The 13,000-nt window shown below is 48.7% G+C and carries 11 protein-coding genes; 3 read left to right on the top strand and 8 right to left on the bottom strand.

The genetic code is table 11. The features are described 5' to 3' along the window. The 3 genes from WC259_RS05680 to WC259_RS05670 all read right to left on the bottom strand — a co-directional run. The coding region (locus WC259_RS05680; protein WP_372643540.1) for a nickel-dependent hydrogenase large subunit at nucleotides 1–224 on the bottom strand (224 nt) is incomplete at its 3' end. Between the two features lie 31 nt (nucleotides 225–255). Further along, nucleotides 256–1,194 carry a methyl viologen-reducing hydrogenase gene (locus WC259_RS05675; RefSeq protein ID WP_012984265.1) on the bottom strand — a complete coding sequence of 313 codons (939 nt, stop codon included), beginning with the start codon at nucleotides 1,192–1,194 and terminating at the stop codon, nucleotides 256–258. A 215-nt stretch (nucleotides 1,195–1,409) separates the two neighbouring features. Then, complete coding sequence (locus WC259_RS05670; RefSeq protein WP_372643537.1) at nucleotides 1,410–2,789, bottom strand: elongator complex protein 3; 1,380 nt, start codon at nucleotides 2,787–2,789, stop codon at nucleotides 1,410–1,412. 43 nt (nucleotides 2,790–2,832) lie between these two features. Between WC259_RS05670 and WC259_RS05665 the strand changes: the two genes are divergently transcribed. The 3 genes from WC259_RS05665 to WC259_RS05655 all read left to right on the top strand — a co-directional run bounded on the left by WC259_RS05665 (nucleotide 2,833) and on the right by WC259_RS05655 (nucleotide 4,367). Continuing rightward, nucleotides 2,833–3,507: a class I SAM-dependent methyltransferase gene (locus WC259_RS05665; RefSeq protein ID WP_015407001.1), complete on the top strand. Its 675-nt coding sequence runs from the start codon at nucleotides 2,833–2,835 to the stop codon at nucleotides 3,505–3,507. Between the two features lie 28 nt (nucleotides 3,508–3,535). After that, a complete protein-coding gene (locus WC259_RS05660) occupies nucleotides 3,536–4,075 on the top strand; it encodes a permease (protein WP_011309123.1) in 540 nt (179 codons plus the stop codon). Nucleotides 4,076–4,139: 64 nt separating this feature from the next. Next, entirely contained in the window at nucleotides 4,140–4,367 is a 228-nt protein-coding gene (locus WC259_RS05655) for a hypothetical protein (protein WP_011309122.1), read from the top strand. Nucleotides 4,368–4,383: 16 nt separating this feature from the next. Here the strand turns inward: WC259_RS05655 and rimI are convergent, their stop codons facing one another. The 5 genes from rimI to WC259_RS05630 form a co-directional block, all read right to left on the bottom strand. Then, nucleotides 4,384–5,025 (bottom strand): ribosomal protein S18-alanine N-acetyltransferase, encoded by a 642-nt coding sequence (gene rimI, locus WC259_RS05650; protein ID WP_011928947.1) that lies wholly within the window; start codon nucleotides 5,023–5,025, stop codon nucleotides 4,384–4,386. A 76-nt stretch (nucleotides 5,026–5,101) separates the two neighbouring features. After that, a complete protein-coding gene (locus tag WC259_RS05645) occupies nucleotides 5,102–5,650 on the bottom strand; it encodes an epoxyqueuosine reductase QueH (protein WP_011309120.1) in 549 nt (182 codons plus the stop codon). Beyond that, nucleotides 5,640–6,689 (bottom strand): Holliday junction branch migration DNA helicase RuvB, encoded by a 1,050-nt coding sequence (gene ruvB, locus WC259_RS05640; RefSeq protein ID WP_011309119.1) that lies wholly within the window; start codon nucleotides 6,687–6,689, stop codon nucleotides 5,640–5,642. The genes WC259_RS05645 and ruvB overlap by 11 nt, the downstream gene beginning before the upstream one ends. Before the next feature lie 206 nt (nucleotides 6,690–6,895). Further along, nucleotides 6,896–10,783, bottom strand: a complete 3,888-nt coding sequence (gene rpoC / locus WC259_RS05635) for a DNA-directed RNA polymerase subunit beta' (RefSeq protein ID WP_015406999.1) — start codon at nucleotides 10,781–10,783, stop codon at nucleotides 6,896–6,898. Further along, nucleotides 10,770–13,000 (bottom strand): DNA-directed RNA polymerase subunit beta (locus tag WC259_RS05630; protein WP_372643532.1); only part of this gene is annotated, 2,231 nt, incomplete at its 5' end. The genes rpoC and WC259_RS05630, both read right to left, overlap by 14 nt.

Here is a 13,000-nt window from a genome sequence, read left to right as displayed (position 1 = left end):
GCCTTAGCAGAACACAGATGGTGAGAAAGCGGGCAAACACCGCAGATACGCGGGGTAATACGGGGCATTTCCTCTACCGGACGCCCTATACAGAATTTTTCAAAACCGCGAAGCTCTATAATATGCATGCGGGCATCAGATACATTACCACTATCATCAAGGCTTATAACAACCTTGGCGGCACCTTCGATCCTGGTAACCGGTTGAATTGTAATCTGCTTCATATATATCCTCCGAATAAACTAAGGGTAGTTATTACTTATCCTGCGGGCGGAGTCTACCCGAACCGATAAAGCGGTTTATGGTGGCCACCCGGTCAACAATCTCCTTTGGATCACGCCCGATATAGCTTAAAGAACCCATCATGTCGGCAGTGGGATTAGAACCCTGCCGGATAGGCCCGAAACAGCCGCGGCAAGGCATATAAGCCTTTATACAGCGGGGAATTTCTTCTGAAGGGTCAGCACCCAAAATACGGTTGCAACCGGCCTTGGTAACCGGTCCCAAACAGAATAACCCCTGTTCGTTCAGACAGCGCATATTGTCATATCGGCCGGGGGTAAACTGGGCGTTCTGTAAAGAACGTTTGATAGGTCCGCCGGTAGATTGTTTTTCGCGTATGGTGGGGCAAGTATCACAAACACTTCTTTCGGGAAGTGCAAAGCTTTTACCTTCAAGTACCGCACCCAGCAGTTCAGCTATGTGGGCTGGTGTGGGAGGACAACCTGGCAGGTGAATATCTACTTTGATCATTTCATCTACGGCGTAAACACGGTCAAGCATTTTGGGGAGGGATTTATCACTGGGAGAATCAGACTTTTCAGTGCCTTTCTCCTTGCTGTAAATCTGTTCCATCATTTCTTCGGTAGTGGAAAGATTAGCCAGAGCGGGGATACCACCGAAACAGGCACACGTACCCAAGGCTACTATTATCTTGCACTTCTTGCGCATTTCCAGAGCCAGTTCCCGGTTTTCCTCATTTCTGATACCGCCGGTAATTATGCCAAGATCAGCTTCGGGGATTTCCAGTTTCTTGCCGTCGCCGCACTGTCCAAGAAGTTTATGGTCCATAAGAACAGGCATATGAACTATTTCCAAGTGGGGTAAAACATCCAGCAGTGGTTCGCCTATATCCAGTAGAGAGAGCTCACACCCTCCGCATACTGCAAACCATTCTTCAGCAACACGGACCATTTTATCCTCCTAGCCATGTCTTTTGCTTTCCCGTGCTATATAAGCAGGTAACACACACAAGGTACTGTATAAAACAACTGTTTATATTCTAGCACCTAAAAAACGTTTTTACCATTCACTTTAAGTTGGTTTTACTTATATATCAGCGAAATTTACACCTGTAGTTTAACACTTGTAACCCAACAGGGCAAAACCTGCCAAAGTCTCCGCGAATATCAGTCTAAGTGCTTGCACATATACCCAGCCACCAGTTCATACCCCAGTGACCTGTAATACTCTCTGGCACCCACCCCGCTTAAAATAGCCAGTGAGTCAAGACCGAATTCATCACGGGCTAAACACTCCGCTTCCGCCAGCAGTTTCCGTCCAAGACCCCGGTGCTGGGCAGACTGGTCTCCCTGTTCCCCAAGTGAAAGTTCTGTGCCATACACATGCAGTTCACGCACCAGCCCTGTTTTAGCACCATATTTCTGACCCAGAACAGGCAGCGATGCACAGGGTATACGCAATCTGAGCAGACCATACAGAGTGTCAGAGACATCTTCAAAGCTAAGGAATATCTCCTTGCCACCTGAGGCAGGATAATCAAGACGCCTTAAGGTAGGTTCACCGCTGGTCTGCCCTTTCCGCTGGCGGTGGCCGTATTCACGGCAACGTATGCACCTGCACTTCTGGTGGCGGCTTTCCAGTATCTGGCGAACCCCGTCCCTCAGGGAGTCTTTGAGGCCGGCGCTAATAAATACAGCCGGTATATCCCGAAGTACCCGTGAAATACGCACGTAAGGCGGCACCAGTGCTTTGATATCCGCAATCAGCCCGGTCATGGTGCCATTGGGATAGGGGGTGTACCTTCCCTCTTTCCACCACTGTTCTAGTATAGTTCCTTCCACTACCATAGTGGGATAAAGCTTAAGCCCGTCAGGGCAAAACCGCGGGTCTTCAAACACCATCCGGGAAAGTGCCAGATCTTTTTCAGGAGAAGAGCCGGGAAGTCCGGGCATCCAGTGGTAATGCACTTTAAGGCCGTATTCACGCAGAAGACACGTAGCCTCAGGCACATCTGCCACTGTATGTCCCCGTTCAACCAGCTTATAAATATCATCATCCAGCATCTGGACGCCAAGTTCCACTCTGGTAGTCCCGAAATCTATCATCCGTTGTATTTCGGCCTTCCCGCAAATATCCGGACGGGTTTCAATACATAAACCCACACAGCGGTGCTGGGCGGTTTCATTTATGGTTTTGGCTTCTTCCAGACTGCCGGCCACCACTCCGTTCAAAGCGTCGTAGCAATCTTTAATAAAGCCGTACTGGTAAGTGATATCTGCCGAAAGGAAAGTGCCACCCATGATTATAAGCTCAACCTTATCCGTAGGGTGTCCCATATCCTGTATTATCCTCAGGCGAAGGGCAACCTGTTTGTAAGCCTGGTATTCACAGCTTTTAGCCCGCAAAACAGCCGGAGATTCAGGTGTATAGCTTTGGGGAGTAGCGGCAAAAGTAGGGCAATAAATGCACTTGCCGGGGCATGGTAGCGGCTTGGTCATAACCGCCACCGGGGTAACACCTGATATTGTTCGGGAAAGCTTCTTCATATATACTCTTATCTGTAAGGATAGTTAATTATAACCTAAAGCTATGAACGAACAAAATTTTACTGCCCAGTCACAGGTGTTTGACCGTATAGCCGCCGGCTGGTACAGCTTTCGCCATCGCTCCATTTTCAGCCGCGAGCTTTCAGCACTGGCTGCAAAATGGCAAACAGGCAAGCTTCTTAATGCCGGTTGCGGCTGCGGAGCAGACTTCATACCCTTTAAAGACAGCTTTGAACTTTATGGTATAGACTTTTCAGCCGAAATGATAAACCAAGCCGAAAAATATGCCCGCAAGCACGGCTTCAAACCTAATCTGGCAGTGGCAGATATGCAAAATCTGCCCTTTGAAGATGCCGAGTTTGACTGGCTGATTGCCGTAGCCAGTTTTCACCACCTGAAAGGGCAGGATTCCCAACTAAAAGCCCTGCAGGAATTCGGAAGGGTATTGAAAGACGATGGTCAAATATTTCTGACAGTCTGGAACCGCCTCCAGCCCCGCTTTTGGTTTAAGGGGCGAGAGACTCTGGTGCCATGGAAAAGCCAAGACCAAATACTCAAACGTTATTATCGCCTGTATACCTGCTGGGAGATTGAAGCACTGGTCAAAAAAGCCGGCTTCAGGGTAGTCAGTTCGTCAGGCGAAAAAAGCCACCGCGGGCCAAAATATTTCGCCCGGAATATTTGCCTGCTACTTGAAAAACAAACTTTAAAAAAATAAGACTTTAGGATATATTGGTATAAGGAATATGGCAAGTAACAGTTGCGAGAGAGGCTCAAGACCTTCCATGATAATCCCCACCCTGATTCTGGCAGTTATAGCAGTGGTGGTTAGCATTATTGCTTACAACAAAAACGGCGCCCACGTAGAGGGATTTAAAGCCGCCTGGGATATATTTATTCAGGTATTACCCATGATGGTACTGGCCTTTGTTATTGCCGGTATGCTTAGGGTTATCATACCCGAAGAGACCGTCAGCCAGTGGCTGGGTCAGGAATCAGGTTTCAAGGGCGTACTTATCGGTACGGCTGTTGGCGGGCTGATGCCGGGCGGGCCTTATAGCTGTATGCCTATTGCCGCCGGATTGCTGGGCGGTGGTGCTGGAGCTGGTACTATGGTAGCTTTCATGACCGGTTGGTCACTGCTGGCGGTAAACCGTCTGCCCCTTGAAATTGGCATGCTGGGCTGGAAATTTGCCCTGATACGGCTGGCGGTAACCGCCTTGATGCCTCTGGCCGCCGGAATGCTGGCCAACGCCCTATTTTCCAAGGTAAACCTGCTTGAATAGTTTTGCCCTAAAGGCTAAACTATTACGCTATAAACACAAGTCTGTGAAAGGAAGTACCTGCAAGATGATGGCAAAAATCCCCTGCCCTGATTGTGGCGTAATTGGCAGTTTTTCATTGGCTGACGAGGTATACGAAGGACCTTATAAATGCTGGAAATGCCGCAAACTTTATAAAATACTCATTGAACGGGGTGCGGTCAAACTCTGCGAACCCATAGACGAAATGGAATTTGAACGGCTGAAGTCTCTGGGCGATTTAAAACGCAAGTCACGGGGCGGAGACGAAGAGTAACTACCCCTTAATAAATTTATGAAGCCAGTTCGGCCATGCCCGGTGTGGTTTTCCATTTCCGGGTGTGGCTGTTTTTGTATCCTTCCAATTTGGCCGGAAAATCAGGGCTGTCAATGCTATCTAAAGTCATGATAAGAGCATCTTCGTGGTTATCCAGATAGTATTTTTTCCGTATACCCTTTATGGCAAACCCATATTTCAAATACAGATTTTGAGCTACAATATTTGAAACCCTGACCTCCAGTGTCATTTCAAAGCATTTGTGTTTAATAGCTTCTTTCAGAGAGCTTATCAAAAGCAATTCTCCAAATCCTTTACGGCGATATGCCTCCCGTACTGCCACACTGACCAAATGGGCAGAACCGGCCATGACCCATATAGCACCGTAACCGATTACCTTCGGGTGGTCTGCAACCGGCTGAAGAATAGTGCTGTCATGGTATATGCAATTCCAAAGCCACTTCCAAATATTTATATTGGTTTTAGGCCCAGCTTGGTTAGAGGAATCTCCATCAACCAGCACCATGTAATGAGCCATGATGTTTTCCATTTCACGCTTAAAATTGGTGGCTGGCCACATGGTAGGAAAGGCTTCCCTATCAATCTGATTGAGTTCAGGTATATCTTCGTCTTTTATAGGGCGGATGAAATAGACCATTTATAAAAACCTCTGGCAAATAGTGCAAATATATTTTAGCATATACGCCTTGGCAAAAAGGATAAATATTGTATCTTCAGGCAGGCGGGTCTGTTTTACCGAACCGTTCATACTCGCTGTATATACACCCGCAGTACTGCTGGCGATAAAGGTCCAACGGCTTGGTAATATGCCGGCTGTCCGAATAACGTTTCCTGAGGTCTGCATAAGCAAATTTGACCCCTGTTTCTTTGGCAAAAGCTTCAGCCGAAAAAACTGCTTCCTGATGCTTCTGATGGGGGCTGATAAAAAGGCTGGAAGAGAAATATTCATACCCATACCTTGCGGCATAAACGGCAGTTTGCCCCAGCCGCATATCAAAGCAGGTACGGCAGCGTTCATCCGGTTTTTCGGCTACTTTTTTGAAATATTCAGCCATCTGATAAAGAGGCTCTGTGACAAGCTCAAAACTAAGTTCTTGGGACAATTTTACCATAGCTTCAAGCCTGTTTTGGTGTTCTGTAAAGGGGTGGATATTGGGGTTATACCAGTAAACACTTACCTCAAAACCCTGCTCCTGCCAGTATTTGAAAGAGTAAGCGGTACAATGTGCACAACAGCCATGAAGAAGCAGTTTAGCTGCCATTCTCCGTCCAAAGCCCCTGTTGGTTATTTTTGTCATTCTGATAAGGTATGCTTAAGTGCTGGTAAGCCAGACGGGTTGCCTGACGCCCTCTGGGAGTTCTTTCCAAAAATCCCAGCTGGAGCAGATAGGGTTCGTAAACATCCATAATGGTATCCGCTTCTTCGGAAATAGCAGCGGCAATAGTCTCAAGCCCCACCGGCCCTCCCCCGAATTTATGGATAATGGTTTTCAAAACCTTGTGGTCAATCTCATCCAGCCCCAGCTTGTCCACTTCCAGACAGGCCAGGGATTCCGCCGCAATATCCGCCGTAATCAAGCCATTGCCTTTTACCTGAGCATAGTCTCTTACACGCCGAAGCAGGCGGTTAGCCACTCTGGGAGTACCGCGGGAACGGCAGGCTATCTGGTGAAGACCGTTTTCATCTGCCTCTACCCCCAGTATGCGGGCGGAACGGCGGACTATATCATGTATGGCTTCTTCATCATAAAAATCCAACCGGAATATAGAACCGAAACGGTCACGCAGAGGTGCGGAAAGCATGGCATAGCGGGTGGTCGCCCCTATCAGGGTAAAGTGAGGCAGTTTAAGCCTGAGGCTTCTGGCACCCGGCCCTTTGCCTACCATTATGTCAAGTGCATAATCCTCCATAGCCGGATAGAGCACTTCTTCCACATTTCGGCTAAGCCGATGAATTTCATCTATAAAAAGTATATCAAAGGGTTTCAAATTGGTAAGAATAGCCGCCAGATCACCCTGTCTTTCAATAGCCGGACCGGAGGTAATACGGATATTAACCCCCATTTCCAGAGCTATTATGTGCGAAAGAGTGGTTTTACCAAGTCCCGGCGGCCCATAAAGCAAGACATGATCCAGCGCTTCTCCCCTTTGTTTAGCCGCCTGTATGGCTACCCCAAGATTATCTTTGAGGCGTTTTTGACCAATAAAATCAGGCAGACAACGGGGGCGAAGGCTGGTATCCAGCTTGGCATCATCTGTAACCAGTTTCCCGGAAATCAAGCGCTCTTTTTCCTGTGACATTTGAAGTATTATAGCACAAATAAAGCGTAACACTCCCAAAAGTCAGCCGCCAAAAACAAATTCCGTAAGCCATGTGCCGCTTGAAACTTGAAAAGGTAACAGCAGGTACTTGACCATAAACTCTCCTCTGCCCTGAAAACTATTTCCAACTAATAAAAAAGAGGGGCGTAAAGCCCCTCTTTTAAGTCTTTTAAAAATGCTGAAACCTAGAGGCAATTCTCCGGCAGACCGCTCATGGCAGGTGCAGAAGCGGCCGCAGCTATCCGTTCAGCCCTTTCAATAGTAGCTTCTTTGCAGGACTTGCACTGGGCAGGGATAAGCTTACCAATAATAACATTTTCCTTCAGGCCGGATAGCTTGTCTACTCTGCCGTAAATAGCGGCATCAGTAAGCACGCGGGTGGTTTCCTGGAAGGAAGCCGCAGCCAGCCAGCTTTCAGTGCTAAGGGAGGCACGGGTAATGCCCATAAGTACGGTGTGAGCAGTTGCCGGTTCACCGCCTTCGGCCAGAACCTTGGCATTGATATCCTCGTAGCGGAACTTGTCTACCAGTTCACCCGGAACAAGGTCTGTATCACCGGAAGAATCAATACGTACCTTGATAAGCATCTGGCGGGCAATAACCTCTATGTGCTTATCGTTGATATGTACGCCCTGAGAGTAGTAAACCTTCTGGACTTCTTCAACCAGATATTTCTGAACGGCATCTCTGCCCAAAATGGACAGAATATCCTGCGGGTTTATTGAGCCGTCAGTCAACTGTTGTCCGGCACGGATGGTATCCCCGGTTTTAACCTTTATCTGCATAGCGGCAGGTATGGTGTATTCCCGTTCTTCGCTTTCGCTGTACTTGATGGTAATAAGATTACCCTCTATGGTAACTTCACCGGCCACTCTGGCAACCACATTCTGGTCACTCTGAACAACTGCCTTGGATTTACCTTCCAGTTCAGGTGAAGCCAATACCATACCGGAATCTACCCACTGTCTGCTTTGAACCTGAGTTTTCCAACCGGAAGGCAATTCGTATTCATCCTGATAGACTTCATCTGAGGCTATGCGGATATGGCGGCCGTTTTCATTTTCAATAACCTCTACCACACCGTCTATCTCGGAGATAATGGACTGAACTTTGGGCGGACGGGCCTCAAAGAGCTCTTCAACTCTGGGAAGACCGGTAGTGATATCTACGCCTACCACACCGCCGGTGTGGAAGGTACGAAGTGTCAGCTGGGTACCGGGTTCACCGATACTCTGGGCGGCAATAATACCGACTGCGGTATTCATATCTACCAGACGAACACGACCAAGATCACGCCCGTAGCAGCGGCGGCACATACCGTGAGTGGACTCACAGGTAAGAGGAGAGCGTACAAATACCTCGGTAATACCGGCTTCGCCGATAGCCTTAGCCTTGATTTCATCAATCTCTTCATTGTTATCCACGATAATTTCGCCAGTCTGGGGGTGAACCACATTATGAGCCGTCCAGCGGCCAAGTATGCGGTCAACCAGCGGCGGCAACATACCCTTTTCTTTGGGTTCTATAATCCAGGTGCCGTTTGCAGTACCGCAGTCTTCCTGAAGAATAATAACATCCTGAGTTACGTCTATAAGGCGGCGAGTCAGGTAACCTGAACCGGAAGTACGCAAAGCGGTATCTGCCAAACCCTTACGGGCACCATGGGTGGATATGAAGTACTCCAGGGCTGTCAAACCTTCACGCAGGGAAGACTTGATGGGGAAGTCAATGATACGGCCGGAAGGGTTAGTCATAAGACCGCGCAGACCAGCCATCTGGCGTATCTGGGAAATATTACCCTTGGCACCAGAGTTAGCCATCATGTAAACAGAACCCTGTTTGTCAAAGCCCGCCTGAATAGCATCAGTAATGCGGTCAGTAGTTTCCATCCATGTTTCAATAATACTGTTGTAGCGTTCGTCCTCGGTGATAAGGCCGCGGGCAAACTGACCTTCGGCAATGGCAGTCCGCTCATCAGCGGCGGCTACCAGCTTGGTTTTTTCACGCGGTACTGAAATATCACTCATGGCGATAGAAATACCGGAACTGGTAGCAAATTTGAAACCCAGTTCTTTTATCTTGTCCAGCATGACAGCCATATCCTGGCTGGAAAGTATCTTGTAACAGCGTCCGATAATCTTTTTAATGGCGGATTTGGGTATATCCATATTCTGGAACTCTACAGCCTTGGGCAAGACATCATTAAAGATAATCCGCCCGGTAGTGGTTTCCAGCATATTACCCTTGCCGTCCCGGACTTTGATAATAGCCCGCAGGTCAATGATGCCCATTTCATAATAACGTTTGGCTTCTTCAAAGTCACCGAATATTTTACCCTCACCCTTGGCACCCGGACGAGTGGTGGTCAGGTAGTAACAGCCAAAGACCATGTCAAGGCTGGGGGATACTACCGGTTCACCACTGGAGGGAAGCATCATATTATGAATAGAAAGCATGGTTTCCCGGGCTTCCTTCACGGCCGCTTTGGAAAGAGGCACGTGGACAGCCATCTGGTCACCGTCAAAGTCAGCATTAAAGGCTGAACAGACCAGCGGGTGAAGCCTGAGGGCGCTGCCGTCTATGAGTACCGGTTCAAAGGCCTGGATACTAAGGCGATGCAAAGTAGGAGCGCGGTTCAACAGAACCGGCCTGTCCTTGACTACCTCTTCCAAAATATCATAAACCTCCGGACGGGCGCGCTCTACCAAACGGCGGGCACTCTTGATATTGGGGGCTAACCCATCCCGTACCAGACGGTGCATGACAAAGGGCTTAAACAGCTCCAGCGCCATACGGCGGGGCAAACCGCACTGTGAAAGCTTGAGTGAAGGCCCTACCACGATAACAGAACGACCAGAGTAATCAACCCGTTTACCCAGCAGGTTCTGGCGGAAGCGTCCCTGTTTGCCGCGAAGCAGGTCGGAAAGGGATTTGGCCTTGTGGTCACCATTTACAGCTACACTCTTGCCTCGGCGTCCGTTATCAATAAGCGAATCTACCGCTTCCTGAAGCATACGCTTTTCGTTGCGGATAATAATCTCCGGTGCCCCGATTTCCATCAGGTGCTGGAGACGGTTGTTACGGTTAATAACCCTTCTGTAAAGGTCATTCAGGTCACTGGTGGCAAAACGGCCGCCATCAAGCTGAACCATGGGACGAAGGTCTGGCGGCAGTACCGGCAGAACAGTCATTATCATCCATTCAGGTTTGTTGCTGGAGCGGCGGAAGGCTTCTACCAGCTGGAGTTGTTTGCCGGCCTTTTTGCGGCGCTGGCCGGAAGTGGAGCGGGTTTCCTGAATAAGTTTGCTCCGTTCCTTGTCCATATCAATATATGAAAGTAGTTTCAGCAGGGCTTCAGCACCCATAGATGCCTCAAAAACATTGCTGAAACGTTGTTTCAGTTCGTAATACTGGTTTTCGGTCAGCAGATTGCCCTTTTGCAGATCTTTCAGCTGGTCTATAAGCAACTGGATATCTTCTTCCATTTGCTCTCGTTCGGTTGAGAAGTCACGGCGAATCTGGTTTATAGCTTCAACAGTAGCATCTTCAGCTTCCATTTGGGCTACCCGAGTATCTACTTCACTGCCCTTGTCTGCTACCCTCTGGGATGAGATAACCTCAAGGTCTTTGATAGCCTTTTCACGGGCATCATCATTTACCGCAGTGATAATGAAATGCGAATAATAAATTATCCTTTCAAGACTGCGGGTAGAAAGGTTAAGCAGCAAGCCAACCCGGCTGGGAATGCCGCGGGTAAACCAGATATGGCCTACCGGACAAGCCAATTCAATATGCCCCATCCGTTCACGCCGTACCTTGGCACGGGCAATCTCCACGCCGCACTTGTCACAGATAATACCCTTGTAGCGGATACGTTTGTACTTGCCGCAGGCACACTCAAAGTCCTTGATAGGGCCAAAAATGCGCTCACAGAATAAACCATCCCGCTCCGGTTTCAAAGTACGGTAGTTTATGGTTTCAGGTTTGGTAACCTCACCATAAGACCAGCTTCTTATCTGGTCAGGGGAAGCCAGTGAAATCCGTATAGCATCAAAATCGTTAACTTCGTTCATCGTTTTCGGATACCTCTTCATCATTTGATGACACTACCAAATATTGGTCATCGGCATCTATTACCGACATCATGGAATCTTCACTGATATCCTCTGTATTGGCATACAAAGTTTCAGGAAGTATTTCGGCAGAAATCTCATCACTCGCCGGCAAGTTTCCCTCATTTAAAGAGGACACCTTTTCAGATGGAGCAATTTTGACTTCTTCATTTATTACTTCAACTGCCAGCCCCAGGCTCTGCAGTTCTTTTACCAATACCTTGAAGGATTCGGGTACACCGGGCTGGAGCACATCCTCACCCTTTACTATGGATTCATAAGCCTTGGCACGTCCGGCAATATCGTCTGACTTGATAGTCAGCATTTCCTGAAGGTTATGAGCCGTACCGTAAGCGTACATAGCCCAAACTTCCATTTCACCGAAGCGCTGGCCGCCGAACTGGGCTTTGCCGCCCAGAGGCTGCTGGCTGATGAGTGAGTAAGGACCGGTAGCACGGGCATGTACCTTGTCTTCCACCAGATGGATAAGTTTAAGGATATACATATTGCCTACGGTTACCGGCTGGTCAAAGGTTTCGCCGGTACGACCGTCACGCAACACTGATTTACCCACAATAGGCGAAGGCAGGCGGCTTTGGCTGCTTACGTCGTAAGCTTTCTTTTCCAGTTCAGCCCCGCTTAAAGCGGAGGCATCTACGCCCATATCCTTAAGCCAAAGCTTAAGGCTGACTTCCTTGGCCAGACCGGGGTGCTTTTCATCAAATATTTTCTTGCCGTCAAAGCCCTGCTGTTTTATCCACTCTATAGCCTTGTGAGCGTCTGCACTGGGACGTTTGTTTTCAGGGCTCATATCTATTGCACCGGCCTTGGCAGAGAGCCAAGAACGGGCCAAAGCGTCTTCAATTACAGTATCATCGGCACCGTCAAATACGGGGGTGGCCACCCTAAAGCCCAGCAGATGCCCTGCCCAGCCCAGATGAGTTTCTAGAATCTGCCCCAGGTTCATGCGTGAAGGTACGCCGATGGGGTTCAAAACCACGTCCACCGGAGTGCCGTCAGGCAGGTAAGGCATATCTTCTACCGGGGCAATTATGGATATAACACCCTTGTTGCCATGGCGGCCGGCCAGTTTGTCACCCACTGAAACCTTGCGTTTCTGGGCAACCCAGACCTGTACCCATTTATTAACTCTGGCAGGCAGGTCATCACCGCTGTCACGGGAGAAAATCCTTACATTTATAACCTTGCCCCATTCACCATGAGGCATACGGAGTGAAGTGTCTTTAACTTCGCGGGCTTTTTCGCCGAAGATAGCCCTAAGCAATTTTTCTTCAGCTGAAAGTTCGGTTTCACCCTTGGGGGTGATCTTACCAACCAGAATATCGTCAGGGCCAACTTCAGCCCCTATGCGGATAATACCGTCTTCATCCAATTCGCGCAGGCTTTCTTCACCTACGTTAGGAATATCACGGGTTATTTCTTCAACACCCAGTTTGGTATCACGAGCTTCAAGTTCGTGCTTGGTAATGTGAATGGAGGTAAAGGCATCTTCACGTACCAGCCGTTCACTAAGGATAATGGCATCTTCATAGTTGAAACCCTGCCAGCTCATAAAGGCCACCACACAGTTTTGCCCCAAAGCCAGTTCGCCGTTTTCAGTGGCAGAGCTGTCAGCCAGTACCTGCCCGGCTGCTATCTTCTGCCCCTTGTTTATAATGGCATGCTGATTTATGCAGGTACCCTGATTGGTACGAACAAATTTCTTCAGCAGGTATTCATCGTGTCCGCCTTCGGCGGTACGGATTATTATTTTTTCACTGGTAACCGAACTGGCTACACCGGCATGTTTGGCAAAGATGACCTGACCAGAGTATCTGGCCGCTTCACGTTCCATACCTGTAGCCACCATAGGTGCCTCAGCCCGAAGCAAAGGCACAGCCTGGCGTTGCATATTCGCACCCATAAGGGCACGGTTAGCATCATCATGCTCAAGGAAGGGAATGAGCGAAGCCGCTACACTGAAGATCTGCTTGGGCGAAACATCCATATAATCAATCTTATCTGGGGGCTCTACCACATATCTTTCAGCCAAACGGGCTTCAATCCTGTCATCAAGGAAATAGCCCTTCTCGTCCAAACGGGTATTAGCCTGAGCAATTATATAGCGATCTTCTTCGTCTGCAGGCATATATTTGACTTCGGCAGACACAAAAGGCA

This window comes from Dehalococcoides sp. (genome assembly GCF_041654235.1).
Classification (GTDB): Bacteria; Chloroflexota; Dehalococcoidia; order Dehalococcoidales; family Dehalococcoidaceae; genus Dehalococcoides; species Dehalococcoides mccartyi_B.
The sequence above is the reverse complement of the archived record's forward strand: the minus strand, read 5'-3'. Positions and strand labels throughout refer to the sequence as shown.

Bases quoted from the DNA above. Each gene is read 5' to 3' on its own strand.
- WC259_RS05675 (WP_012984265.1), bottom strand. From the start codon at position 1,194: ATGGTCCGTGTTGCTGAAGAATGGTTTGCAGTATGCGGAGGGTGTGAG.
- WC259_RS05670 (WP_372643537.1), bottom strand. From the start codon at position 2,789: ATGAAGAAGCTTTCCCGAACAATATCAGGTGTTACCCCGGTGGCGGTT.
- WC259_RS05665 (WP_015407001.1), top strand. From the start codon at position 2,833: ATGAACGAACAAAATTTTACTGCCCAGTCACAGGTGTTTGACCGTATA.
- WC259_RS05660 (WP_011309123.1), top strand. From the start codon at position 3,536: ATGGCAAGTAACAGTTGCGAGAGAGGCTCAAGACCTTCCATGATAATC.
- WC259_RS05655 (WP_011309122.1), top strand. From the start codon at position 4,140: ATGATGGCAAAAATCCCCTGCCCTGATTGTGGCGTAATTGGCAGTTTT.
- rimI (WP_011928947.1), bottom strand. From the start codon at position 5,025: ATGGTCTATTTCATCCGCCCTATAAAAGACGAAGATATACCTGAACTC.
- WC259_RS05645 (WP_011309120.1), bottom strand. From the start codon at position 5,650: ATGGCAGCTAAACTGCTTCTTCATGGCTGTTGTGCACATTGTACCGCT.
- ruvB (WP_011309119.1), bottom strand. From the start codon at position 6,689: ATGTCACAGGAAAAAGAGCGCTTGATTTCCGGGAAACTGGTTACAGAT.
- rpoC (WP_015406999.1), bottom strand. From the start codon at position 10,783: ATGAACGAAGTTAACGATTTTGATGCTATACGGATTTCACTGGCTTCC.